This window comes from Streptomyces sp. DSM 41931, assembly GCF_050271085.1.
GTDB classification, from domain to species: domain Bacteria; phylum Actinomycetota; class Actinomycetes; order Streptomycetales; family Streptomycetaceae; genus Streptomyces; species Streptomyces albogriseolus.
On the sequence record NZ_CP189902.1, the window covers coordinates 3551727 to 3575963 of the forward strand.

Consider the following 24237-nt stretch of genomic DNA (forward strand, 5'->3'; position numbering starts at 1 on the left):
TTCCACCCATGTCGTTTGCCCGGTCCCGGGAAAAGGGCGGGGCAGTGATCTTGGGCCGGCCGGTAGGCTTGGGGCAGTTTCACGTGAAACAACGACCCCGATCCGCGAAGGCTGGATGAACGACGATGCATCGGTACAGGTCCCACACCTGCGGCGAGCTCCGCGCCTCTGACGTCGGCACCGACGTCCGGCTGAGTGGCTGGCTGCACAATCGGCGCGACCTGGGCGGCATCCTCTTCATCGATCTGCGCGATCACTACGGCATCACGCAGCTCGTGGCCCGTCCGGGCACCGAGGCGTACGAGGCGCTCGACAAGCTGTCCAAGGAGACCGTGGTCCGCGTCGACGGCAAGGTCGTCTCGCGCGGTGCGGAGAACGTCAACCCCGACCTGCCGACCGGTGAGGTCGAGGTCGAGGTCTCCGTGGTCGAGGTGCTGGGCGAGGCGGCCCCGCTGCCCTTCACCATCAACACCGAGGACGGTGTCAACGAGGAGCGGCGCCTGGAGTACCGCTTCCTCGACCTGCGCCGCGAGCGCATGCACCGCAACATCCTGCTGCGCACGTCGGTCATCTCGGCGATGCGCCACAAGATGACGGCCATGGGCTTCAACGAGATGGCGACGCCGATCCTGAGCGCCACCTCCCCCGAGGGCGCCCGCGACTTCGTGGTCCCCTCCCGCCTGAACCCCGGCAAGTTCTACGCGCTGCCGCAGGCCCCGCAGCAGTTCAAGCAGCTGCTGATGATCTCGGGCTTCGACCGCTACTTCCAGATCGCGCCCTGCTTCCGCGACGAGGACGCCCGCGCCGACCGCTCGCCGGGCGAGTTCTACCAGCTCGACGTCGAGATGAGCTTCGTCGAGCAGGAGGACGTCTTCCAGCCGATCGAGAAGCTGATGACCGAGCTGTTCGAGGAGTTCGGCAACGGCCGCCACGTCACCTCGCCGTTCCCGCGGATCCCGTTCCGCGAGGCGATGCTGAAGTACGGCTCGGACAAGCCGGACCTGCGGGCCCAGCTGGAGCTCGTCGACATCACCGACATCTTCGAGGGCTCGGAGTTCAAGGCGTTCGCCGGCAAGCACGTGCGCGCGCTGCCGGTGCCGGACGTCTCCGGCCAGCCCCGCAAGTTCTTCGACCAGCTCGGCGACTACGCGGTCTCCCAGGGCGCGAAGGGCCTGGCCTGGGTGCGCGTCGGCGAGGACGGCGCGCTGACCGGGCCGATCGCGAAGTTCCTCACCGAGGAGAACGTCGCGGAGCTGACCAAGCGGCTCTCCCTGGCCCCCGGCCACGCGGTGTTCTTCGGCGCGGGCGAGTTCGACGAGGTCTCGAAGATCATGGGCGCGGTGCGGGTCGAGGCCGCCAAGCGCGCCGGCCACTTCGAGGAGAACGTCTTCCGCTTCTGCTGGATCGTCGACTTCCCGATGTACGAGAAGGACGAGGAGACCGGCGCGATCGACTTCTCGCACAACCCCTTCTCGATGCCGCAGGGCGGCCTGGAGGCCCTGGAGACCCAGGACCCGCTGGACATCCTGGGCTGGCAGTACGACATCGTCTGCAACGGCGTCGAGCTGTCCTCGGGCGCGATCCGGAACCATGAGCCGGAGATCATGCTCAAGGCGTTCGAGATCGCGGGCTACGACCGCGAGACCGTCGAGGAGAAGTTCGCCGGCATGCTCCGCGCGTTCCGCTTCGGCGCCCCGCCGCACGGCGGCATCGCCCCCGGCGTCGACCGCATCGTGATGCTCCTCGCCGACGAGCCGAACATCCGCGAGACCATCGCCTTCCCGCTCAACGGCAACGCCCAGGACCTGATGATGGGCGCCCCGACGGAGCTGGAGGAGGCACGGCTGAAGGAACTGCACCTGACGGTGCGGAAGCCTCAGCCGAAGTAGTCGCCGCGTAGGCGTAGAGGAAGGGCCCGGAACCGTCTCGGTTCCGGGCCCCTCTCCGTTACCGTTCCTGGCCGGACGGGCCCGTCGGCGCTCCTCATCGGCCCACTCCCGGGCCCGTGAGCCCCCGATCGGGTCAGCGGGCGACGAACTGGGTGAGGATGGCCTGGACCTCGTAGATGTCGACGCCCTTCGTGAAGGTCTTCTGGATGGGGGCCGGGGAGCCGGAGATCCAGATCTTGAGTTCGGCGTCGAGGTCGAAGTGGCCGGCGGTCTCCACGGCGAAGTGGGAGATGCTGCGGTACGGGATCGAGTGGTACTCGGTCTTCTTGCCGGTGATGCCCTGCTTGTCGACCAGGATCAGGCGGCGGTCCGTGAACAGGATCGTGTCGCGTATCAGGAGGAACGCCGCGTGCACCTGCTCGCCGTGGCCCAGGAGCCGGGCGTAGTCCTGCTGGGCCTTGGCCGGGTCGACGGTGTGCGCGTTGCCGAAGAGTGCCATGGTTCGTGTTCCCCCACGTGTGGTCGTCCGCGGCCGGACGTTCGGCCGCCTTGACGCGATCTTCGCAAGCCGGACGGCCCCGGGAGAAGGGATGTTCTCTCCCGGGGCCGTCCTGTGGCGAGCGTGTTACGCGGTGGGCTTCTCCTCCAGGCGGGGGAAGAGGACCGCGCCCTTGGTGACCGTGGAGCCGGCCGGGAGGAGGCCCCAGGCGGCGGACTCCTGGACCTTCTGGTCCGCGAGGGCGCCGAGACCGGCTTCCGCGCCGAGGGAGTCCCAGAGCTTCTGGGAGGTCTCCGGCATGACCGGGTTGAGGAGGACGGCCACGGCGCGCAGCGACTCCGCCGCCGTGTAGAGGATCGTCGCCAGGCGGGCCTTGCCCTCCGGCGAGTCGTCCTTCGCGACCTTCCAGGGCTCCTGCTCGGTGATGTAGCCGTTGACCTGCTTCACGAAGTCGAAGACCGCCAGGATGCCGCCCTGGAAGTCCAGCTCCTCGCCGATCTTCCGGTCCGCCTCCGCGACCGCCTTCGCCAGGCCGTCGTGGATCGCCTTCTCCGCATCGCCGTCGGCCGTCGCGGCCGGCAGCTCGCCGCCGAAGTACTTGCCGACCATCGCCGCCACGCGGGAGGCGAGGTTGCCGTAGTCGTTCGCCAGCTCGCTGGTGTAGCGGGCGGAGAAGTCCTCCCAGGAGAAGGAGCCGTCCTGGCCGAACGCGATCGCGCGCAGGAAGTACCAGCGGTACGCGTCCACGCCGAAGTGCGAGGTCAGGTCCTGCGGCTTGATGCCGGTCAGGTTGGACTTGCTCATCTTCTCGCCGCCGACCATCAGCCAGCCGTTCGCGGCGACCTTCCCGGGGAGGGGGAGGCCCTGCGCCATCAGCATGGCCGGCCAGATGATCGCGTGGAAGCGGAGGATGTCCTTGCCCACCAGGTGCACGTCGGCGGGGAACGTCGACTCGAACTTCTCGGGGTTCTCGTTGTAGCCGACCGCCGTCGCGTAGTTCAGCAGCGCGTCGACCCACACGTAGATCACGTGCTTGTCGTCCCACGGGACCTTGACGCCCCAGTCGAACGTCGAGCGCGAGATGGAGAGGTCCTGCAGGCCCTGGCGGACGAAGTTCACGACCTCGTTGCGCGCGGACTCGGGCTGGATGAAGCCCGGGTTGGCCTCGTAGTGCGCGAGCAGCTTCTCGCTGTACTCGCTGAGCTTGAAGAAGTAGTTCTCCTCGCTGAGGATCTCCACCGGCTTCTTGTGGATCGCGCACAGCTTCTGGCCCGCGTACTCGCCCTCGCCGTCGAGCAGCTCGCCGGGGAGCTTGTACTCCTCGCAGCCCACGCAGTACGGGCCCTCGTAGCCGCCCTTGTAGATCTCGCCCTTGTCGTACAGGTCCTGCACGAACTCCTGGACGCGGTCGGTGTGCCGCTTCTGCGTGGTGCGGATGAAGTCGTCGTTCGCGATGTCGAGGTGCTCCCACAGGGGCTGCCAGGCCTCCGTGACGAGCTTGTCGGCCCAGGCCTGCGGGGTGACCCCGTTCGCCTCGGCCGTGCGCATGATCTTCTGACCGTGCTCGTCCGTGCCGGTGAGGTACCACACCTTCTCGCCCCGCTGGCGGTGCCAGCGGGTGAGCACGTCGCCTGCGACGGTCGTGTAGGCGTGGCCCAGGTGAGGAGCGTCGTTGACGTAGTAGATGGGGGTCGTGACGTAGTACGCCTTCGCCCCCTGCTTCTCTGATCCAGTGGCCGCCATGGGCGAAATCCTACTGGTCCCGGGGAGATCGACTCACACGCGTTTCGGGGGGTGGACGGGGGTGGACGGGGTTCCCGTCCGTTCCTCCGTCCACCCCCCGGGGGGTCGCTGAGGGCAGGGGTTCCTACGGGCGCCAGTTCGCCAGTACGCCCTCGTACAGCTCCTTGTCCGTGAGCTCGCGCGGGGCCGGGCCCGCGTGGAAGAAGGACGTGTTGTCCGACTTGAGCTTGCGGAGGTAGTCGAACGCCTTGTTGTCGTGCTCGCCGAAGGCGACGAAGGAGAAGAACACGGCGGGGTGGCTCTTCGCGGCGTCGGTGAGGGCCTTGGTGGCCGGGGTCTTGGCGTCGGGGGCGCCGTCCGTCTGGAAGATCACCAGGGCGGGGGTGCCGGCGGGCTCCTTGGCGTGCTGCTCGAGGACGGCCTCGACGGCCGCGTGGTAGCTGGTACGGCCCATCCGGCCGAGCCCTGCGTGCAGCTCGTCGATCTTGTTCTCGTGGTCGGTGAGGGTCAGCTCGCCGGTGCCGTCCAGCTCGGTGGAGAAGAACGTCACGTGGAGCGTGGCCTCGGTGTCCAGGTGCGCGGCCAGGGCGAGGGTCTGCTCGGCGAGGGCCTGGGCGGAGCCGTCCTTGTAGTACGGGCGCATGGAGGCGGAGCGGTCGAGGACGAGGTGGACCTTGGCGCGGGCGCCGGTGAGGTTGTGTGCGTCGAGGACGGTGCCGGCGGCTTTGTACGCGGTGGTGAGGGTGGTGTTGGAGAGGGCGGAGGCGGGGGTGGCGGGGGTTTCGGCCTCGGCCTCGGCTTCGCCTTCGGCCGCCTTTTCGTTCCCACCCGCACCACCCGTGCGGATTTCGTCGTCGGGTGCGGGTGGCCCCTGGGGGGCCTGCTCGCCGTCGGCGGCTGCGGGGGTCGCCTCCGGCGTGGGCTCCGGGTCCGGGGCCGGCGCCTGAGTTGCGGGCTCCGGTTCCGCCTTCGCCTCCGGCTCGGCCTTCGCTTCGACCTCTGCCTCGGCGTTCGGCTCGGTCTTCGGCTCGGCCTCGGGCTCGGTCTTGGGCTCGGCGGTCGCCTTGGCCTCCGGTTCGGCCTTCGCGTCGGCCTCTGCCTCTGCCTCTGCCTCTGCCTCGGCCTTCGGCTCGGGCTCCGGTTCCGCCTTCGCCTCCGGCTCGGCCTTCGCTTCGGCTTCCGCCTCAAGTTCCGCGGCAGCCTCCGGCTTGGGTTCGGGTTCGGCAGCCGCCGCCGGTTCCGGAGTCGCTTCCGGCTTGGCCTCGGCCTCCGGCTCGGGCTCGGGGGTCGGTTCCGGTTTGGCCTCGGCCTCGGGCTCCGGAGTCGCTTCGGGTGCCGGCTCCGGGGCGGGGGCCGCCGTGGCCTCCGGCTGCACGGTCTCCGGCTCCGTGACCTCCGGCTGCACGGTCTTCGGCTCCGTGACCTCCTGCTGCACGGTCTTCGGCTCCGTGACCTCCTGCTGCACGGTCTTCGGCTCCGTGGCCTCCGGCTCCGCGGTCTTCGGCTCTGCCTCGGCCTTGGTCGGCGCCTCGGCCTCCGCGGGGGCCTCCAGGGGCTCCGGGTCGGCCTCCGGTTCCGTCTTCGCCTCGGGCGTCGGCTGCGGCTCCGGGGCGAGGGCGGGCTCGGGTGTCGGCTCCGGGGTGGCGGGGGTCTTCCTCGCCTCCGCGGGCGGCTCCTCCGTCGTGGACGGCCGCGCGGGGCGCGGGACCGCCACCTTGTCGAAGGCCGACTTCACCAGGTCGTGCTCGTCGCTTTCGCGCTGTTCCGGGACCGTCGGGGACGGAGGAGTCGTCGTCGGGGTCTCCGTCGCGGCGGCGGACGGGTCGGGCGTCGTCGGAGCGGCCGTTTCCGTCGCCTCGGCGGCCGGCGCCGCACCCTCCGCTTCGGCGGACCTCGCTTTCCGTGACCGGCCGAACGCGTTCCGCAGGAGAGTGAGAATGCCCATGTGCGCAACCCTTCGCGTGAGTTGATGCCCGTCAAACCCTGGCCAGGACGGACACGTAAGGTTAGCGGCCCTTGGGGGCGATCTTGGGCAGGGTGGGGTGTGCGGGATCGTATCTGTCAAGGGTGTGATCAGGCCTGTGTGGGGTCGGTCCCCTGCTCCGGCGTACGCCCGTGATGCCGCTCCGGGTTCACCCGCCGTTCACTCCCGCGCCCGGTCGTCGCACCCGTGTGCTCCTACGGTCGCGCTGACACCACGGGCACGCCAAGGAGAGAACACGTGCGAAAGCTGCTGCCGTTGATCGGAACGCCGTCCGGTTCGCACCCCGGCGGCCGGTCCGCCCTGACCTGCCGTTTCCGGTGTGGTGACGCCTGCTTCCACGAGGTGCCCAACACCAGTGACAACGAGTACGTCGGCGACGTCGTCGCCGGCGCCCTCAGCCGCCGTTCGATGATGCGGGCCGCCGCCGTCGTGACCGTCGCCGCGGCGGGCGCCGGCGCGGCCGGTGTCGCCGCCGCGCCGCAGGCGGAGGCGGCCGCGGCCGCCTCCGCCAAGCGTCCCCGGCCGCAGAAGAGCGCCCGCGGGCTCCGCTTCACCCCCGTCCCGCCCAACACCCGTGACGCCGTCACCGTGCCGGAGGGCTACCGGCAGAACGTCGTCATCCGCTGGGGCGAGCCCATCCTGCGCGGCGCGCCCGCCTTCGACCCGGAGCGCCAGAGCGCCAAGGCGCAGGCAGGGCAGTTCGGGTACAACTGCGACTTCCTCGCGCTGCTGCCCCTGAAGGGCGAGCGGAACCGGCAGTTGCTGGTCGCCAACCACGAGTACACCGACGAGATCCTGATGTTCCGGGACTACGACCCGGAGAACCCGACCCGTGAGCAGGTGGAGATCGCCTGGGCCGCGCACGGTCTCGCCGTCGTCGCCGTGGAGGAGGAGCACCGGAGCGGCAGGCTCACGGCCGTGGGACGGCATCACCTCAACCGGCGGCTCACCGCCACCTCCGAGTTCCGGCTCACCGGGCCCGCCGCCGGGTCCGACCTGGTGAAGACCTCCGCCGACCCGACCGGCACCCGCGTGCTCGGCACCCTGAACAACTGCTCCGGCGGCACCACCCCGTGGGGCACCACCCTGCACGGCGAGGAGAACTTCAACCAGTACTTCGCCCACGGCAGCAGTGCCACCGACAAGCGGTACGGGATCGGCACCGGGGCGACCGAGCGCAAGTGGGAGCGGTTCGACAAGCGGTTCGACCTCGCCCAGGAGCCGAACGAGGCGCACCGCTTCGGTTACGTCGTCGAACTCGACCCGTACGACCCCGACTCCACGCCCCGCAAGCACACCGCGCTCGGCCGGTTCAAGCACGAGGCGGCGACCGTGCGGCTGACGCACGACGGGCGGCCGGTCGTCTACTCCGGCGACGACGAGCGGTTCGACTACTTCTACAAGTTCGTGAGCAGCAAGCGGATGCGGCACGGCGACAGCCGCGCGGCCCGCGCGCACAACCTCACGCTGCTCGACGAGGGCACGCTCTACGTCGCCAGGCTCACCGGCGACTCGCCCGCGATCGAGATCGACGGCACGGGGAAGCTGCCGAAGGACGGCGAGTTCGACGGCAGCGGCGAGTGGATCCCGCTGGCCACCGCCACCGCGCACGGCGCCGTCTCGCACGTGGAGGGCATGACCGCCGAGGAGGTCTTCGTCTTCACGCGGCTCGCCGGCGACAAGGTGGGCGCCACGAAGATGGACCGCCCCGAGGACATCGAGCCCAACCCGGTCACCGGCAAGGTGTACGTCGCGCTCACCAACAACTCCAGGCGCGGTGTCGACGCCAACCCGAAGGCCGACGAGGCCAATCCGCGCCACGCCAACAAGCACGGCCACGTGCTGGAGCTGACCGAGCGCTTCAACCGGCCGGAGAGCACCCGCTTCGCCTGGTCGCTGTTCCTCGTCGCGGGCGACCCGGAGGACCCGGCGACGTACTTCGCCGGCTTCCCGAAGGACGCCGTCAGCCCGATCTCCTGCCCGGACAACGTCGCCTTCGACGCGCACGGCAACCTGTGGATCTCCACGGACGGCAGCGCCCTCGGCTCCCACGACGGCCTCTTCGGCGTGGCCACGCGCGGGGAGCGGCGCGGTGAGCTGAAGCAGTTCCTGACCGTGCCGGCGGGCGCGGAGACCTGCGGGCCGGTGGTGCAGGAGCGGCGGGTGCTGGTCGCCGTGCAGCACCCGGGCGAGGTGGACGGGGCGACCGTGGAGCGGCCCGCCAGCACCTGGCCGGACGGGCCCGGCTCGTACGTGCGTCCCGCGGTCGTCGCGGTGTGGCGCGCGGACGGGCGGGACATCGGCGTCTGACGCCGGGCCGGCAGCGCCGGGGGTCCTCAGGCCCCCGGCACCAGCTCCTCCAGCCACTCCCGGTACGCGGGGGCCTGCCGGGCCACCTCCTGGTAGGCGTCCGCCAGGTGCGGGTACACGCCGTCCAGTTCCGTGTCCGTACGCGCCGCCAGCAGCAGCCGTACGCCCAGCGGGTCGCCGGCGATGCGGCGGACGGCCGTGTCGGGGCGGGAGGGGGAGGTCGGCTGGCAGACGGTGACGACCTCGCCGATCGCGACCAGGGACGCGGCCGTGTGGTAGTCGCCGTGCAGCACGGGCGGGTCGATCCCCGCCTCGCGCAGCATCCGCCGTACCGCGTCCCACTCGCCGTCGACCGCCGGGTCGATCATCCAGCGGTCGTGGGCCAGGTCGCAGAGGTGGACGACCGGACGGGCGGCGGCCGGGTGGTCGGCGGGCAGGGACACGAACTGCGGTTCGCGGGCGATGAGGACGCGGGTGCGCAGACCGTCGGGGACGCGCAGCGGCCAGCCCTCCACCTCGTGCACGAACGCCACGTCGAGCTGGCCGTCGGCGACCATGCGCAGCAGGGCGTTGGCGGAGACGTCCATGTGCAGGGTGGGTTCCTGCCAGTGCCGGCGCAGGCGGCGCAGCCAGCCGGCCAGCGCGCGGCTGGCGGTGGACCCGATGCGCAGCTGACGGCCGCCGACGGCGGCGGCGCGGGCCTCGGTCACCAGGGAGCGCAGCTCGGTGACGAGCGGGCGGGCGCGGCTGAGCACCAGCCGGCCCAGTGGGGTGGGGCGGCAGCCCGTGCGCGCGCGGACGAACAGGGCACCGCCCAGCTCCTGTTCGATGCGCCGCAGCTGCGTGCTCAGCGAGGGCTGGGCCACGCCGAGCTGGCGTACGGCGCGGTGCAGACTGCCCGTGTCGGCGATCGCGCACAGCGCCCTGAGGTGCCGGACCTCAAGCTCCATGCCCTGGGAGGGTAAGCGGGAAGTTCAGGTTTCACCAGACACCCAAACCCCGTCTGTGCAGGCGTAGTCGGGCTTCTGCGACACCCCGACCGGGGAGCCGCGCGGCACGTGGCCGGACCGCGGCGATAGCCCGGTCCTATCACCGGTTGCCATCATCACAGCCGCCGCCGCGGGCGCGGACACTCACCGGTGACACATGGCTCACCCCCCACCGAAGGAGTCATCGATGCGCCTGCGCATGCCCCTGTCCGTGCTGTCCGCCGCCGGTCTGAGCCTGACCGCGCTCGGTCTGGGCGCCGCCCCGGCCGGCGCCGCCGAGGCCCCCCTCGCGCCCGCCGACTCGTACGCCGCGTACGCCGGTTCGTCCGAGGAGGCCGCGGCCAACCGCGCGTTCTTCGAGGCCGTGCTGGAGTCCGTCGCCGAGAAGCGGGCCGCCGACCCCACCGGCGCCGCCGCCGTCACCGTCGTCTACAACGCCTCCCAGGCGCCGACGTTCGCCACCCAGATAGCGCGGAGCGCCCAGATCTGGAACAGCTCGGTCTCCAACGTGAGACTCCAGTCGGGCACCTCGGGCGCCGACTTCTCGTACCGCGAGGGCAACGACTCGCGCGGTTCGTACGCCTCGACCGACGGCCACGGCCGCGGCTACATCTTCCTCGACTACGCCCAGAACCGGACCTACGACTCGACGCGGGTCACCGCGCACGAGACCGGTCACGTGCTGGGTCTGCCGGACCACTACTCCGGTCCGTGCAGCGAGCTGATGTCCGGCGGCGGCCCCGGCCCGTCCTGCACCAACGCCTACCCGAACTCGGCCGAGCGGTCGCGGGTGAACCAGCTGTGGGCCAACGGCTTCGCCGCCGCGCTCGACCAGGCGGAGAAGGCGCTTCAGAAGTCCGGCCGCTGATCCGCGCGCGTCCCGTCCGGTGCGGGCCGTCCCTTCCGCGGGGCGGCCCGCACCGCCGTTCGCGCCGGCCAGGTCACCTCGGCCGCTCCGCGGTGACCGGGGCGCCGGTCGGGGCCGGGGTGGCGGCGGGCGGCGCGGGCGGGGCGGGGCGTCCGCGGCGGAGGGCGGGCCCGCCGGTCAGCCGGCAGGTCAGGGCCACCGCCGCGCCCACGGCGAGGAGCAGCCAGGACGCCGTGCGCAGGGTGGCCGTGAGGGCGTCGTAGACCGCGCCGGCCGCCGGGCGGTGGACGGTGTCCGGGAGGTCGGCCAGGGTCAGCCGGCGGCCGGCCGCGACCGCCAGGGCGAGCAGGGCGCCGCCCAGCGCGGTGCCCGATCCGGCGGCGGTGAGGGTGCGACGGCGGGACGCGGCGACCGCGACGCCGGTCACGGCGAGGGCGACGGCGGTGAGGGGCAGCCAGAGGGCGGCGGCGTCCAGCAGACGGTAGCCCTGGCGCAGCCCGGCCACCTCCTCGGCCGGGACCACCGGGACCTCGGTGTGCGCGACGGGGATGCGGTGCGCGTAGGGCATGTGCTCGGCCTCGAGCCGCTGCTTCACCTGCGCGGTGACGGGCGCGAGATCGACGGTGACGGGGCCGCCGGAGGGCGCGTCGTCGCGGAGGGCGTGCAGCACCGCGTCGTGGACGGCCCTGTTCCCCGCCTCCCACGCGGTGCGGAATGCGTCCGTACGGGTGAACGACTCGATCGCGTCCCGCACGAACGGCCCGAGGGCGGCCTCGTCCGTGGTCCGCGTCTCCAGCTCCCGTACGACCTCGTCGCCGACGGCGTCCGCGACGGCCTCCCGCACGGCGGGGTCACCGGCCAGCGGGGCCACGGTACGGACGTACCGCCCGGTGTCGGCGAGCCCCAGCGCGGCCCACCCGGCGAGCACGCCGAGCGGCACGAGCAGACACGCGACGGCGACGCACACCGCCCCGATCCCGTCCCGCACCCGCCGGGCGCCACTCCACGAAGCCACCCCTCCAGGCAACCGGTCCGCCTCCGCGGCCGCGAGCGGTACACCCCCGAACGGGCGGCGGACGGAGGTCCCCGTCTCACTCCAGGCGGTGCCCCTCCGCGTCCTCCTTCGTGTAGTAGCGGTAGAACATGATCGCGAAGGTGCCGGCCATGACGCCCACGCCCAGGGCCACCGAACGGTAGATGCTGCCGTTGGACTGGCTGAAGAGGAAGCCGACCGCGCAGCCGGCGAAGGCGGCCCAGACCAGGGCGTGGAGTTCGCGGCGGAGTTTCGGCGCCACGGTGAGCAGGGTGATGAGGACGACGGCGAAGACGAGCGCGGTGAGGAAGCCGAACAGCAGGTTCCAGCCGGTGATGGGGCCGCCGTAGCGGCGGTTCGCCGCGGCCCAGAAGCCGTAGACCAGCGCCGCGAGGACGGGCAGGACGACCCGGGCCACGCGATGGGCGCGGGCGTCGAAGACGTCGGTGGTGCGGCCCTGTTCGATCATGCCCCGGGTCCGGGGCGCCGCATGCGCCATGGGAGCACTCCTTCCTCCGTCCCCCGCCCCTCCAGGGCACACCTGCCGCGCCCGTGCGGCAACTCGACCGCCCTCCCGCCGGGTCCGCGCGCCCGGCGGGAGGGGATGCGGCCGTCACGGGCACGTGTTTCGCTGGGGCCGTGAGTCCGGCCACCACAGGACACGCCCTGCCCGAGCCGTACCCGACGGCCGGCCCGGACGACGTCGTGGAGCGGCAGATACTGCTGCGGGTACGGGGCCGCAGCGTCGCCTGGGTGCCGCCCCTGCTGCTGCTCGTCGCGATCGCGGTGACCGACTACAACACCACCGGCGAGTTCCGGATCATCTCCTGGATCGTGCTGGTGCCGGGCATCGCGGCCGCGCTGTGCGGGGTGTGGGGCACGGCGGTGTTCGCGGTGCTGTCCATGGGCACGTACACGGTCGTCGACAGCGCCTGGCCGCACCAGTTCCAGGCGGGCCTGCCCGACTTCATCCTGGTCGCCCTCGGCGGCGTCCTCGCCACGCTGGCGTGCGCGGTGCGGGTGCGCGGCGAGCGGCGGGCGCTGCACCTGCGGGACGTGACGGACACGGTGCGGCGTACCGTGCTGCGGCCGCTGCCGCCCGGCTGGGGCGGCCTGGAGCACGCGGGCGTGTATCTCACCGCCGACGCCCGGGCCCGGGTCGGCGGCGACTTCTACGACATCCAGCCCGGCCCGCACGGGACCCGTGTCCTCGTCGGGGACGTGCAGGGCAAGGGGCTGGGCGCGGTGGAGACGGCGGCGGTGCTGCTCGGCACGTTCCGCGAGGCGGGGTTCCACGAGGCGGACCTGGCGGTGGTCGCCGACCGGCTGGAGGCGCGGATGGTGCGGCACCGCGCGTACACGACCGCCCTCGGCCGCGCGGACGGCGACCGGTTCGCCACGGCCGTGCTGCTCGCCTTCCCCGCGGACGAGGACGACGCCGTCGACACCGTCGTCTTCGGCCATGAACCCCCGCTGGCGGTGGGCCCGTCGGGGGTCCGGCGCCTGCCGGTGGCCGGAGGTCTGCCGCTCGGCTACCGCGACCTGGCGCCCGAGGGCCCCCCGGTGCGCCGGGTGCGCCTGGACGCCGACGAGACGCTGCTGGTGGTGACGGACGGGGTGACGGAGGCCCGGGACCGGGAGGGCCGCTTCTTCAAGGTCGCCGAGGAGGTGCGGCGGGCCGTGGCCGCCGACCCGCGGCTGACGGCCCCCCGCCGGCTGGCGCGGGTCGTACGGGACGGGACGCTGCGGCACTGCCGGGGTCATCTCGTGGACGACACCACCGTGTTCGCGGTGCGGCGCGGCCGGGGCACGGGGGTCGAACGTCGCGAAGGGGGACGTTCACCGCTGTGACGCCCCCGTTTGCGACCGCAGCGGTTACGGTGCTGCCGTGGGTGATCGACAGGGGGAGGGGACCATGCCCGGGACCGTGCTGCTGCTGGCGGCGTCGCCGCTGGGCCGTGGACGGCTGGTGGACGCGGCGTCCGTGCTCCCCGTGCTCGCGGCGGTGCCCCCGTCGGTGCTGTCCGGCGCGGACACCGCGAACGTCGTGGAGCTGGCCGACCCGCTGGAGCCGCAGGCGGTGCTGACCCGGCTGCGCGCGGCGGCCGCGGCGCCCGGCCCGCTGACCGTGTACGTGGCGGGGGAGCTGCGGCTGGACCGCAGACAGCGGCTGCCGCACCTGGCGCTGGCCCGCACCACCCCGGCGACCGTGCGGTACACGGCGCTGCCCTGGCACTGGTTCCGGGACGAGCTGCGGCTGCGCCCGGCCGGCGCGACGACGCTGTTCCTCGATCTGCGCGCCGACGCGGACACCTGGCGGGCGCTGTGCGCGCCGCCCGCGCCGGGCCGTCCGTTCCCGCTGGACTGCGGCCGTGACGCCGCCGTCTACGGTCGCGTCGCGCCCCCGCCGGCGCGGCGCGGGGTGGCGGCACCGGCGTACATGAAGGCGCTGGCGACGCTGTTGCGCAGCGGGCGGCGGCTGCCGGACGAGGAGCTGCACCAGCGGACGCTGGCCCGGATCGCGCCGGAGGGCGCGGGCGCCGACCTGGTGCTGGCGCAGCGCGGGCCGCTGCCGGGCGACCCGCACGCGGCGGTCACGGCGGCCGTGCGCGCGGGGCGGCACGCGGAGGCGGACGCGCTGGCCGCGCGGCTGGAGCAGGCGGCGGGGCTGGCGCACGGCCCGGTGTCGGAGGAGGCGCTGCACTGGACGGAGGTCCGCGCGGACCTGGCGATGCTGGCGGGCGACGCGGCGCGCAGCTGCCGCGCGTGGATGGCGCTGGCGGACACCCGGCTGGCCGCCGGGCAGCCGGCCGACGCGCCCGCCGTGGAGGCGGCCGTGGACCGCGCCCACCATCAGTGGGGCCGGATCGACGACCCGGTGCGGGCGGGTGAACTGGGTGTGCGGCTCGTGGAGTTGAGGAGCCGGGTGCCGGGGCGCCGGGAGGGGGCCGTGGAGCATGTGCGGCGCCGGTTGCGGGAGGTGCAGGGGCGTGGGGCGATGCCCGCAGGGCACCTGCGTACGGACCCTCCCCAGGGGGCGACCGCGGTGCCATGATGGGGAGTTATGGCTGAGGGGGATGGAGTGGCCGACCAGGACGTCCGCGTACGGCTGGACGGGAGCGCGACGGAGGGCGACGTCACCGCCCTGCGCAACTGGCTGGAGCGGGAGAAACCGCTGGACGATCTGTTGCGGGACGGGAAGCTGCGGATCCGCGAACGGCCGGCCGCCGATCACGACGGCGCCCCGATGGGGACGAGTCAGGAGATCGTCATCGCCATCACGTCGGCGGGCGCCACCGTGGTGTTCCAGGAACTGCTGGAGCGGGTCAAGCGCGGTGTGGTGGCCTGGCGGGACAACCGCCGCGAGGTCGAGAACGGCGAACCGCCGCAGGGCCGAGTCGAACCGGTGAACCGCGACGACAGGTAGGCCGGTGCAGCCTGAGGACGCGGGGGAGCCGATGGACCGGGCGCTGCTGATCGGTGTGTCCGACTACCGCTTCACGAAACGGCCGCACGGGGTGCCGGGCAAGCTGCCGGCCGTCGAGCACAACGTGCCCGTGCTGCACGAGGCGCTGGTGCGTGCGGGGGTGTTCGCCGACGAGGAGATCGTGTCCCTGCAGTCGCCCGACTTCGCCGAGGCGGCACGGGAGCTGCAACGGGTCGCCAGGGAGGCCCGCGGGCTGCTGCTGGTCTACTTCGCCGGACACGGCGCGATCCCCAGCGGGGGCGACGAGCTGTATCTGCAGCTGCGTGACGCCCAGGTGTTCGCCGGCGAGCACACGGTGTTCAACGGCGCCGTGTCGTTCAGCGACCTGATGGGGACGGTGCTGGTCACGAGCCGCGCGGACCGCGTCGTGGTGGTCCTCGACTGCTGCTTCGCGGGCAACGCGGCCCGGGTGTGGGAGCACTTCGAGGACAAGCGGCGCGTCGTGCTGCTGATGAGCGTGCAGGCCAACCACCGCATCGACGCGGGCGATCCGGGCACCCCCACGCCGTACACGGAGAACCTGGCGGAGCTGCTCGGCGAGGAGGACGGCACGACCGTCTCCCGGCTCGCCGCCCGGCTGCGGGAGCGCATGGCCGAGCAGAAGCGCCGCACCCTGCGCAACGAACCCTGGGAGCCGCAGCTGCGCGCCGACGCGGGCGCCGACGCCGTGAGGCTGGGGAAGGAAGGCCCGCAGGTCCCGCTCCTGTCACCGGACGGGACCGGCCCGTCCGGCACGGCCCCGCGTCCCCCGCGTCCCCCTCGTCCCCCGCGCCGTCGGCTGCCGGCGTGGACGGCGGCGTTGTGGCGGCGCCCGCGCGCCCTGGCGGCGGCGTGGTCCCGTGCCCGGCGGCGGCGCCGGCACTCCCGGTCCGGCGCGGGCGGGGGGACGCGGCCGTCCCGCCGCATCCTGTTCCGGCTCGCCCTGCCGGTGCTGCTCGCCCTCGGCATGCTCGGCGTGGGTCTGTACGGGCCGCTGGGCCTGGCCGGCGGGGACGACACCCACTGCGACCCGCCGCTCGAACTGCGCGTGCTGACCGACCCGGACCTGGAGGAGGCCTTCCGCACGGCCGCCGACGCCTATCTCACCTCCGACGCCAACACCACGGACGCGGGCTGCCGGCACACCGGCATCACCGTCCACAGCGCCGGGTCCTCCGACGTGGTCGACGCGCTGCGCCGGCACACGGACGACTGGAAGGAGCCCGAGGGCGACGAGGTCAACCCGCAGCGCGACATCGGCCCGCAGCCCGACGTGTGGATACCCGGCTCCCGTGCCGAGGTCGACCGGGTGCTGGAGGAGCAGGACACGGACGCCGTCGCGGAGCTGGAGCCCGCGGAGTCGCCCCTCGCCTACTCCCCCGTCGTGCTCGCCGTGCCCGACCATCTCGCCCCCGAGCCGCTGAACGAGGTCACCGGACGGCCCCTGACCACGATGATCGACGCTCTGACCGTGCGCGCCGAGGACGCGGCCGTGCGCCGCCCCGACCCCGAGTTCACCGACTCGGGGCTGCTCGCCACCGTCGGCCTGTACGGGGACGCGTCGGCCGTCGCCCGCGGGGAGGCCATGGTCGCGCAGCCGGGACCGCCCTCCCCCACGGCCGGCGACCTGCTGTGCGCCCTGCCCGACGACGACGCCGTGGACGACCGCACCGCCGCCCTCGTACCGGAGTTCCTGCTCATCAGCGGGGTCGACTGCGAGGACATCACCCGCGCCCCGCGCACGGCCCTGTACCCCGCCGACGTGCCCGGGATGGACCCGGTGTTCGTGCGGGTGCGCTGGGACGACGGCGACGTCGACGCCACGGCCCGGGACGCGTCGGTGGCCTCCTTCCACGACTGGCTGGCCGGTGACGGCGGCCGTGAGGTGTTCGCCCGGTTCGGCTTCCGCGACCCCGGCACGCGGGAGCCGCTCGACGAGGACCAGGACGTCGACGCCGTGAAGTACGCGCCGAGCCCCCTCGACGAGTCGGCCGGGCGGAACGAGATGGAGCAGGCCCTGAGCGCCTACCAGGCGTACGGCGGTCCCGGCCGGGTGCTGTTCCTGCTGGACAGCTCCGGTTCCATGGCCGGCGTGTGGCAGGGGCCGAGCGGCGGCCCCGGTCTGCTGCGGCAGACGCTGGGCGGGCTGGGCGCCGACGACGAGTACGGCGCCTGGTCGGTCGCGGACACCGGTGACGGCCCGTACGAGACGCTGCTGGGGTTCGGCAGGCATGCGCGGGAGGACGCCGAGAGGGCCGTCGACGAGCGGGCGCGGGTGCGCGACGCCTCGGCCGACCCGCACGCGGCGCTGCTCGCGGCGTTCGACGAGATGGAGGACCGGGGGGACGACGGGCGGCCCCAGCTGATCGTGCACCTCACCGACGGCCGGCACGGTGACCGCCTGAGCGGCGGACGGCTGAGGGAGGTGCTGGACCGGGCCGAGGCGAGCCGGGTGCCGGTGACCGTCGCGGTCCTGGGAAGCGGGGGCTGTGACGAGGGCCGTCCGGACCGCCGGATCGCCGATGTGAGCGGCGGGCGCTGTCTGGACGCGGGGGACGACGTGGGCGCCGCCCTGCACGACGAGATCGCCCGCATCGGAACGGGGGACGACTGATGCCGCGACGGCTCACCGCGCTGCTCGCGCTGCTGCTGCTCGCCGCCTGCACGGGCGGCGGGGACGGGACGCCCGACCAGGCCGACGAGGAGCGGCCCGGCACGATCGTCGTGGCCAGCGGCCGGGACGTCACCGGCAGCAACGGCGTGCGGCAGCGGCTCATCGACGCGTGGAACCGTGCGCAGCAGGAGGCGGGCTCGGAGTACCAGGCGCGGCTGGTGGAGCTGCCGGGCAGCGCGGACGAGCAGCGCAGCCAGCTGCTGGGCGCCCTCCAGTCCGGCAGCGCCCGGTACGACGTGGTGAACCTGGACGTGACCTGGGTGCCGGAGTTCGCGGAGGCAGGGCTGGTGCGGGCGCTGCCGGACGACCTCGTGGACGCGGACGTGATCGATCCGGTCGCCGGGACGGCCCGGTGGGACGGGAAGGTCTACGCGGTGCCGTTCAACAGCGACGTCGGCCTGCTGTACTACCGGATCGACCTGTTGCGGAAGGCCGGTGTCGAGAAGCCGTACGTCCCGGAGGGCTTCACCTGGGAGCAGCTGCGCGGGCGCATCGCCGCCCTGGGCAAGAAGCTCGACGCCGCCGACTACGTCAACGGCTGGACCACCCAGCTCGCCCCGTACGAGGGCCGCACGGTCAACGCGGTGGAGGCGTTCGCCACGGCGGTGCCCGGCCTGAGGCTGGTGGACGAGGACGGCCGTTACACGGGGGACGTGGAGGAGCTGAGACGGGGCGTGAAGGAACTCACCCGCCGCGTCGACCAGGCGTACATCTCCCCGAGCGCGGGCAAGCAGGACGAGACGGAGTCGACCAGCGAGTTCGCCGCGGGGCGTACGGCCTTCCTGCGCGCCTGGCCGTCCGCCTACCCCACGCTGTACCGGGTGTTCGGCGACCGGCTCGGGGTGGCGTCGCTGCCCGGGCGGGCGGTGCTCGGCGGGCAGAACCTGGCGGTGACCACGACGTCGGAGCGGGCGCGGAAGGCGACCGAGCTGATCCGGTTCCTCACCGGGCGGCAGAGTGAACGCTGCCTGCTGGAGGCCGGGTTCGCGGCGACCCGTGCGTCGGCCTTCGGCCGTTCGGCGCGGTGCCCCGCCGAGATCTCCGCCACGCCCGCCCCCTCCCCGACGGGGGAGGCCGACGAGGTGCCGCGCGGCGACGACGGACGTCCCGGTTTCCCGGACGAAAAGCTGAAGGAGGCGCTGGAGCGGGCCGTGCACCGTCCGAGGACGCCGCTCTACGGTGCGTTCACGCAGACCCTCATCACCCAGCTCGGGCCGCTCGTCGAGGGCGGCTCGGCCGACGACGAGGAGCTGGCGCGACGCCTGGACGAGGCGCTGCGCCGGGCCTTGCCCGGCTGAGGTGCTCCGGCGGGTGCCGTCCTACCGCTCCGCGGCCTCCACCTCCACCGGCGCGGTGGTCCCGTGGTCGGCGTCCGGGCCGACGGCCTTGGCCGGGCCCGCGTTCGCCGCCAGGACCAGCGCCGCGACCGCGGCGAGAGCCGCGATGAAGCCACGGGCGTAACGCTCGGTGGGGCGGGTGCGTTGCAGCACGGCGACCTCGCAACAGCGACGGGTTAAGCGGGTTTAATTCGCGGTTTAACCTAGGGGCTGTCCGACGCGAACGGCAAGGGGCACTGGGGGAGTTGGCATGGGGGAGCGGGACGAGCCGGGCACGATCGGACGGCGGGTGCAGCAGCTGCGCGTGGCGCGCGGACTGACACAGAGACAGCTGGCGGAGCCGGTGTACACCCCGGCCTACATCTCCACCCTGGAGGCCGGCCGGGTGCGGCCCTCCGACGAGGCGCTGCGGCATCTCTCCGAGCGGCTGGGAGTCGAGTTCGACGAACTGGCGACCGGGCGCTCGGCGCGCCGGGTGACCGAACTGAGGCTGCGGCTGACCGAGGCGCAGCGCGCCCTCGCCGTCGGCGAGGCGGAGTCGGCGGTGGAGCAGTACGCGGCGCTGCTGGCCGAGGCGGAGGCGCAGGAGCTGCCGGAGGAGCAGGCCGCCGCGCTGCTCGGGCTCGGGGAGTGCGCGCTGGACACCGGCGAGCTCGCGGACGGGCGGCGGTTCTTCGAGGAGGCGGAGGCGCGGCTCGCGGACGCGCCGCTGCCCGCGCGGGTGCCGGCGCTGCGCGGCCGGGCCGTCGCGCACTACCTCGCGGGCGAGCTGCGGTACGCGGTGTATCTGCTGGAGAGCACGATCGACGAGCTGAACCGGGGCGGCCTGCACGACCCGGACGCGCTGCTCCTGCTGTACGCCAGCGTCATCGGGCCGTACATGGACATGGGCGCGCACGCGCGGGCCGCGCAGGCCGCGGAGTTCGCGCTGGCGCTCGCCCCGCAGTCCGGCGACCCGGCGCTGGTGGCGCGCATGCACCGGTCGGTGGCCCGCACCCTGCTCGCCGAGGGCCGCCTGGCGGAGGCGGACGCGTCGCTGGCCAAGGCGGCCGAGCTGTACCGGGGGCTGCACCTGCGCACCGAGCTGGCCAACTGCCACTGGATGCGCGGGTACGTGTACGCGCAGAACGGCGAACTGGAGCGGGCCGAGGCGGAGATGCGGGAGGCGCTGCACATGCTGTCCGCGACCCGCGCGACCCTGTACAGCAGCCAGCTCACCGTCGAGCTCGCCGACGTGCTGCACCGGCGCGGTCGGTCCGAGGAGGCGGCGGAGCTGCTGCGGGACGTGCTGGGCGGGCTCTCGCCCGAGCGGGGCGCGGTGCACGCGGCGGCCGCGCACCGGCTGCTCGGCATCATCGCCGAGGACGCCCGCGCCACGGAGCAGGCGGAGGAGCACTACGTGCGCGCGCTCAGCCTGCTGGAACGCGCGGGCGCGGCGGGCGACCTGGCCGACCTGTGCCGCCTCCTCGGCGACCTCCTCCGCCGCACGGGCCGCGTGGAGGCGGCGTTGGACGCGTACCGCACCGGCCTGGGCCACCGCACGGCCCCGGGCACGACGACCCTGGGGCCCGCGCCGGCGCAGCCTCCGGTGTGAGGGACGGGGTACGGGACCTGACCCGGCCCGCGGGACCCCTCCGGTTTCGCACCCCCCGCCTCGGGTAGTCGGACGGGGTTTCCGCTGGTGAGGGGATGTGGTCGGCGTGCGGCCCGGGGACGGCCCGGGGGATGGACAGGGGGACGGCGCGTACGAGCGGGCGGTCGGCGCCGTCGCGGCGGGGCTGCGCGGGGCCGGGCCCGCCGAGGCGCCCGGGCGGCTGTGCGCGGTGGCGGTGGATCTGCTGCCGGTGGACGGCGCCTCCGTGTCGCTGCGCGGTGACAGCATGCCCCTCCGGCTGGCGGCGTCCGGGGACGTCGCCGCGCGGCTGGCGGAGCTTCAGGCCACCCTCGGTGACGGCCCCTGCCACCACGTGCTGCGCACCGGCGCCCCCGTCCTCGCCCGCGACCTGACGGACGCCGCCTGCGCCGAGCGCTGGCCGGTGTTCGCGCAGCAGGCCCTGGGCTCCGGCGTGCGCGCCGTGTACGCGCTTCCCCTCGGCTCCACCGCCGTCTGCGTCGGCACCCTCGACCTCTACAGCGCCTCCCCCGGCGGCCTCACCGCGCACGAGCTGCACGTGGCCCTGCTGGTGGCCGGCGTGATGACCGTCGCGCTGACGGACCTGCCGAACGACGCTCGGGACGCCGGGGAGGGCTGGCTCAGCGGGCTGGCCGCCGGCCACGACCGGGTGCACCAGGCGGTCGGCATGATCATGGCCCAGCTCGGCGTGGGCGCCGTCGAGGCCCTGGCCCGGCTGCGCGGCGACGCCTTCGCGCACGACCTCACCGTGCTGGAGGCGGCCCTCGACGTCGTCGACCGCCGACGCCGCTTCGACACGCCCTGACCGGTCGGCCCGATGGTCAACTGCCGTACACGGCCTAGGCTTTCCGGCCATGGAGACAACCATCCTCTTCCTCACCTGCGTCGTCGTCCTCGGCGTGATCTCGATCCAGACCCAGCTGACCCGCTCCGAGCGCCGAGTCGCCCGCGTGGAGCGCAAACTCGACGCGGTCATGCGGCACTTGGGCCTGGAGGAGGAGGTGCCGAGGAGGGACGAGATCCTCGCCCTGGTGCGGGACGGCAAGCAGGTGCAGGCCGTCAAGCTGTACCGCGAGGCCACCGGCGCGGGCCTGCTGGAGGCCAAGCAGGCCGTCGATGCGATGAGCTGAGCGCGGGCCGTCAGGGGCCCGTCGTCCTACGGCCCGGGCGGCGCCGGGACCGGCGGTCGTCGCCTTCCGTGCCGAACGCCCGCCGGTTCGCGCGTACCGCGGGCGGGCCGGGGCGGCTGGGACGACGTTCCCGGTCATGGCGGCACCGTGCGTCCCCGACGGTCGCCCCTGCCGAGCGGCAGCGCGGCGACCCCGGCGTAGCTCTCGGGCGAGCCGGCGACGAGCGGCACGATCGAGGAGGAGCCCTCGCGCACCTGGCACCGAGGGCCGGCCCCACCGGCCTTCAGACCCGCAGCCGTCCCAGCCGCGCGACCTCCGCGAGCCGGTCCGCGGCGAGCTGGGCCATCGCCCGGGTGACCTCGGCCCGCACCTCACCGAACCCGCCGTTGGTGAGGACGACCGCGTCCTCGCCGACGCGGATCGCCGCGAGGTCCACGGTGAGCCGGGCCGGGGCGGCGTCCGGCTCACCGCCGGTCAGCGTCACCCGCAGGGCGGCGCGGGCGTCCCCGGCCGTGTCCGGCAGGGGCAGCTCCGTCACCTCGACGTCCTGCGCGCCGGACCCGGCGGTCGCCGCGCGGAAGGTCCCGCACTTCTCCGGCAGCGTGGCCAGCCAGGCCAGCGCGCGCTCCACGTCGTCCGGCCGGTGCGCGCCGATCTGCTCGCGCAGCTGGGCGCCCTCGGCGGTGTCGTCCAGGGTCACCGAGGCGCGCGGCCCCACCGGGACGCCGAACGGCTCCTCCGTGTAGAGGACCTCCAGCAGCCGCCGGCAGTCGCCGTCGTCCGCGGTCGCCTTCAGCGTGCCGTCCCGCCACAGAGCGGGCCCCTGGGCGTCGGCCCACGGCGGGCCCAGGTCCGCCTCGGCGATCAGCGCGGCCCTCAGCTGCTCGTCGTTCAGCACGGGCGTGGACCGCCCGGTCACCGCGGAGGAGGACGCCGTCGCCGACGGGGAGGGCGAGGCCGCGGCGGGCGGTTCGGACACCCCCTGGGGCAGCGCCCGCGGCACGTCCCGGCCGGAGCCCGCGCAGGCCGCCGTGATCAGCAGGACGGTGACCGACAGGGCGGAGGCGAGGAGGGTGCGGGCGCGGGCCGGGGCACGGGTCATCGGGATGCCTCCTGGGAGCCGGGCCGTCCACGGGCGGACGTGGCGGTCGTGGTGGACGTGCTCCTACGGCACCACCGGGACAGGCCCCCCACCAGCGCGGCGAGCCGTCCGGGTGAGCACCCCGCACCCTCCCGCCGGCGCCGCGAAAACCGCGTGCGCCCGCCGGTCACCCGTTGCTAGCGTCCGCCTCATGCAGCGCGCCCGTGTGTCCCGCACGACGACGCCGGAGACCGTCCCGGCGCGCTGACAGCTGACCACTGACGAAGCCCCGGGGCGAGTGCCCCGGGGCTTCGCCGCGCGTGGTGCTCGCCTCCCGACCCCGAGGAGGGCGCCGTGCACGACCACCGACGCCTCGGCCGTGAACTCGGCCTGTTCGACACCGACCCGCTGATGGGCGCGGGCCTGCCCTACTGGCTCCCCGACGGCGCCGTCGTACGGCACACCCTGGAGGAGTACGTCCGCGAGGCGGAACGCGCGGCCGGCTACCGGCACGTGTACTCGCCCGTGCTCGGCAAGCGCGAGCTGTACGAGCTCTCCGGGCACTGGGACCACTACCGCGACGACATGTATCCGCCGATGGAGCTGGGCGGGGAGCAGATGCTGCTGCGCCCCAGCCTGTGCCCGCACCACGCCCTGATCTTCCGCTCCCGCACCCGCAGCCACCGCGAACTGCCGCTGCGGATGGCCGAGCTGGGCGGCATGTACCGCTCGGAGCGGTCCGGCGTGCTCGGCGGGCTGACCCGGGTGCGGGCCATCCAGCTCAACGACGCGCACATCTTCTGCACCCCGGACCAGGCCGCCGAGGAGGCCGCCGGGGCCCTCGCGCTCATCTCCCGCGCCTACGCCGACCTGGGCATCCGCGCCTCCCGCCACCGGCTGTCACTGCCGGGCGGCGGCGGGAAGTACGTCGCCGGCCCGGCCCTGTGGCGGCGGGCCACCGCCCTGCTGCGCGAGGCGCTGGACGCGTCCGGCGTGGCGTACGAGGCCGTCGAGGGCGAGGCCGCCTTCTACGGCCCGAAGATCGACGTGCAGATCACCGACCCCGCGGGCCGCGAGACCACCCTGTCCACCGTCCAGATCGACTTCCACCAGCCGGAGCGCTTCGGCCTGCGTCACACCGGCCCGGACGGCGCCCGGCACCGGCCGGTCATGGTGCACCGCAGCGTCATCGGCAGCGTGGAGCGGGCCGTCGCCCATCTGCTGGAGGAGCACGGCGGCGCCTTCCCGCCGTGGCTGGCCCCGGTGCAGCTGGTGGTGCTGCCGGTGGGCGAGGACCAGGAGGAACGCGCCCACGCCGTGGTGCGGGAAGCCACTGCACTCGGGCTGCGGGCCGAGGTGAGCGGCCCCGCCGAGGGCAGTCTCGGCGCCCGGATCCGCCGGGCCCGGCTGGTGCCGTACCAGGCGGTGCTCGGGGCGCGGGAGGCCGCGGACGGCCTGCTCGCCGTACGGCTGCGGGACGGACGGCGGCCCGGAGTGCTGCCGGCGGCGGCATTCCTGCGACGCGTCGAGCAGCGGGTGCGCGCACGCGGCACCGCGCTCTGGGAGCCCGCGTAAGGTCGACGGGCAGACCCGCCCGAAGA

At 73.9% G+C, this 24237-nt stretch carries 20 protein-coding genes; 12 read left to right on the plus strand and 8 right to left on the minus strand.

What is annotated here, in order from left to right; translation table 11 throughout:
* Nucleotides 1-125: 125 nt before the first annotated feature.
* A complete protein-coding gene (gene aspS, locus ACP7TJ_RS16480; RefSeq protein WP_367472393.1) occupies nt 126-1889 on the plus strand; it encodes an aspartate--tRNA ligase in 1764 nt (587 codons plus the stop codon).
* A 133-nt stretch (nt 1890-2022) separates the two neighbouring features.
* Here the strand turns inward: aspS and ACP7TJ_RS16485 are convergent, their stop codons facing one another.
* From ACP7TJ_RS16485 to ACP7TJ_RS16495, 3 genes are all read right to left on the minus strand, one after another.
* Nucleotides 2023-2388: a PH domain-containing protein gene (locus ACP7TJ_RS16485; protein ID WP_093764358.1), complete on the minus strand. Its 366-nt coding sequence runs from the start codon at nt 2386-2388 to the stop codon at nt 2023-2025.
* Nucleotides 2389-2514: 126 nt separating this feature from the next.
* A complete protein-coding gene (metG, locus tag ACP7TJ_RS16490; protein WP_167741325.1) occupies nt 2515-4131 on the minus strand; it encodes a methionine--tRNA ligase in 1617 nt (538 codons plus the stop codon).
* A 124-nt stretch (nt 4132-4255) separates the two neighbouring features.
* Complete coding sequence (locus tag ACP7TJ_RS16495; RefSeq protein ID WP_427763642.1) at nt 4256-6076, minus strand: VWA domain-containing protein; 1821 nt, start codon at nt 6074-6076, stop codon at nt 4256-4258.
* 276 nt (nt 6077-6352) lie between these two features.
* Between ACP7TJ_RS16495 and ACP7TJ_RS16500 the strand changes: the two genes are divergently transcribed.
* A complete protein-coding gene (locus ACP7TJ_RS16500) occupies nt 6353-8425 on the plus strand; it encodes a PhoX family protein (RefSeq protein WP_193457828.1) in 2073 nt (690 codons plus the stop codon).
* A 26-nt stretch (nt 8426-8451) separates the two neighbouring features.
* On the opposite strand, the gene ACP7TJ_RS16505 is transcribed toward ACP7TJ_RS16500, so the two are convergent.
* Entirely contained in the window at nt 8452-9375 is a 924-nt protein-coding gene (locus tag ACP7TJ_RS16505) for a LysR family transcriptional regulator (RefSeq protein WP_427763644.1), read from the minus strand.
* A gap of 226 nt (nt 9376-9601) precedes the next feature.
* Between ACP7TJ_RS16505 and snpA the strand changes: the two genes are divergently transcribed.
* Complete coding sequence (gene snpA / locus ACP7TJ_RS16510) at nt 9602-10282, plus strand: snapalysin (RefSeq protein ID WP_093764363.1); 681 nt, start codon at nt 9602-9604, stop codon at nt 10280-10282.
* A gap of 73 nt (nt 10283-10355) precedes the next feature.
* Here snpA and ACP7TJ_RS16515 read toward each other — a convergent pair whose 3' ends face one another.
* Together ACP7TJ_RS16515 and ACP7TJ_RS16520 are read right to left on the minus strand one after the other, a co-directional pair.
* Nucleotides 10356-11297: a hypothetical protein gene (locus tag ACP7TJ_RS16515; protein ID WP_401407314.1), complete on the minus strand. Its 942-nt coding sequence runs from the start codon at nt 11295-11297 to the stop codon at nt 10356-10358.
* A 76-nt stretch (nt 11298-11373) separates the two neighbouring features.
* A complete protein-coding gene (locus tag ACP7TJ_RS16520) occupies nt 11374-11814 on the minus strand; it encodes a hypothetical protein (RefSeq protein WP_093764365.1) in 441 nt (146 codons plus the stop codon).
* 140 nt (nt 11815-11954) lie between these two features.
* Here ACP7TJ_RS16520 and ACP7TJ_RS16525 point away from each other — a divergent pair, with 140 nt between their 5' ends.
* The 5 genes from ACP7TJ_RS16525 to ACP7TJ_RS16545 all read left to right on the plus strand — a co-directional run bounded on the left by ACP7TJ_RS16525 (nt 11955) and on the right by ACP7TJ_RS16545 (nt 18753).
* Nucleotides 11955-13166, plus strand: a complete 1212-nt coding sequence (locus tag ACP7TJ_RS16525) for a PP2C family protein-serine/threonine phosphatase (RefSeq protein WP_189910100.1) — start codon at nt 11955-11957, stop codon at nt 13164-13166.
* 64 nt (nt 13167-13230) lie between these two features.
* Entirely contained in the window at nt 13231-14370 is a 1140-nt protein-coding gene (locus tag ACP7TJ_RS16530; protein WP_367542853.1) for a hypothetical protein, read from the plus strand.
* A gap of 27 nt (nt 14371-14397) precedes the next feature.
* Nucleotides 14398-14742: a hypothetical protein gene (locus tag ACP7TJ_RS16535; RefSeq protein ID WP_167741493.1), complete on the plus strand. Its 345-nt coding sequence runs from the start codon at nt 14398-14400 to the stop codon at nt 14740-14742.
* 4 nt (nt 14743-14746) lie between these two features.
* Entirely contained in the window at nt 14747-17395 is a 2649-nt protein-coding gene (locus ACP7TJ_RS16540) for a vWA domain-containing protein (protein WP_401541656.1), read from the plus strand.
* Nucleotides 17395-18753: an extracellular solute-binding protein gene (locus ACP7TJ_RS16545; protein ID WP_193457827.1), complete on the plus strand. Its 1359-nt coding sequence runs from the start codon at nt 17395-17397 to the stop codon at nt 18751-18753. The genes ACP7TJ_RS16540 and ACP7TJ_RS16545 overlap by 1 nt, the downstream gene beginning before the upstream one ends.
* 21 nt (nt 18754-18774) lie before the next feature.
* On the opposite strand, the gene ACP7TJ_RS16550 is transcribed toward ACP7TJ_RS16545, so the two are convergent.
* Nucleotides 18775-18945 carry a hypothetical protein gene (locus tag ACP7TJ_RS16550; protein ID WP_167741310.1) on the minus strand — a complete coding sequence of 57 codons (171 nt, stop codon included), beginning with the start codon at nt 18943-18945 and terminating at the stop codon, nt 18775-18777.
* 97 nt (nt 18946-19042) lie between these two features.
* Here ACP7TJ_RS16550 and ACP7TJ_RS16555 point away from each other — a divergent pair, with 97 nt between their 5' ends.
* From ACP7TJ_RS16555 to ACP7TJ_RS16565, 3 genes are all read left to right on the plus strand, one after another.
* Nucleotides 19043-20386, plus strand: a complete 1344-nt coding sequence (locus ACP7TJ_RS16555) for a helix-turn-helix domain-containing protein (RefSeq protein ID WP_167741308.1) — start codon at nt 19043-19045, stop codon at nt 20384-20386.
* A gap of 97 nt (nt 20387-20483) precedes the next feature.
* A complete protein-coding gene (locus ACP7TJ_RS16560) occupies nt 20484-21230 on the plus strand; it encodes a GAF and ANTAR domain-containing protein (RefSeq protein ID WP_427763649.1) in 747 nt (248 codons plus the stop codon).
* A gap of 49 nt (nt 21231-21279) precedes the next feature.
* Nucleotides 21280-21555, plus strand: a complete 276-nt coding sequence (locus tag ACP7TJ_RS16565; RefSeq protein ID WP_093764373.1) for a hypothetical protein — start codon at nt 21280-21282, stop codon at nt 21553-21555.
* A gap of 283 nt (nt 21556-21838) precedes the next feature.
* Here the strand turns inward: ACP7TJ_RS16565 and ACP7TJ_RS16570 are convergent, their stop codons facing one another.
* The gene (locus tag ACP7TJ_RS16570) at nt 21839-22657 is read right to left on the minus strand and encodes a hypothetical protein (protein ID WP_427763651.1); all 819 of its coding nucleotides are present in this window, start codon (nt 22655-22657) and stop codon (nt 21839-21841) included.
* Nucleotides 22658-22990: 333 nt separating this feature from the next.
* On the opposite strand from ACP7TJ_RS16570, the gene thrS reads away from it, so the two are divergent.
* A complete protein-coding gene (gene thrS, locus ACP7TJ_RS16575; protein ID WP_387792275.1) occupies nt 22991-24211 on the plus strand; it encodes a threonine--tRNA ligase in 1221 nt (406 codons plus the stop codon).
* Nucleotides 24212-24237 lie beyond the last annotated feature (26 nt).

Bases quoted from the DNA above. Each gene is read 5' to 3' on its own strand.
- ACP7TJ_RS16570 (WP_427763651.1), bottom strand. From the start codon at position 22,657: ATGACCCGTGCCCCGGCCCGCGCCCGCACCCTCCTCGCCTCCGCCCTG.
- snpA (WP_093764363.1), top strand. From the start codon at position 9,602: ATGCGCCTGCGCATGCCCCTGTCCGTGCTGTCCGCCGCCGGTCTGAGC.
- ACP7TJ_RS16565 (WP_093764373.1), top strand. From the start codon at position 21,280: ATGGAGACAACCATCCTCTTCCTCACCTGCGTCGTCGTCCTCGGCGTG.
- ACP7TJ_RS16495 (WP_427763642.1), bottom strand. From the start codon at position 6,076: ATGGGCATTCTCACTCTCCTGCGGAACGCGTTCGGCCGGTCACGGAAA.
- ACP7TJ_RS16505 (WP_427763644.1), bottom strand. From the start codon at position 9,375: ATGGAGCTTGAGGTCCGGCACCTCAGGGCGCTGTGCGCGATCGCCGAC.
- ACP7TJ_RS16485 (WP_093764358.1), bottom strand. From the start codon at position 2,388: ATGGCACTCTTCGGCAACGCGCACACCGTCGACCCGGCCAAGGCCCAG.
- ACP7TJ_RS16520 (WP_093764365.1), bottom strand. From the start codon at position 11,814: ATGGCGCATGCGGCGCCCCGGACCCGGGGCATGATCGAACAGGGCCGC.
- aspS (WP_367472393.1), top strand. From the start codon at position 126: ATGCATCGGTACAGGTCCCACACCTGCGGCGAGCTCCGCGCCTCTGAC.
- ACP7TJ_RS16530 (WP_367542853.1), top strand. From the start codon at position 13,231: ATGCCCGGGACCGTGCTGCTGCTGGCGGCGTCGCCGCTGGGCCGTGGA.
- ACP7TJ_RS16545 (WP_193457827.1), top strand. From the start codon at position 17,395: ATGCCGCGACGGCTCACCGCGCTGCTCGCGCTGCTGCTGCTCGCCGCC.
- ACP7TJ_RS16555 (WP_167741308.1), top strand. From the start codon at position 19,043: ATGGGGGAGCGGGACGAGCCGGGCACGATCGGACGGCGGGTGCAGCAG.
- metG (WP_167741325.1), bottom strand. From the start codon at position 4,131: ATGGCGGCCACTGGATCAGAGAAGCAGGGGGCGAAGGCGTACTACGTC.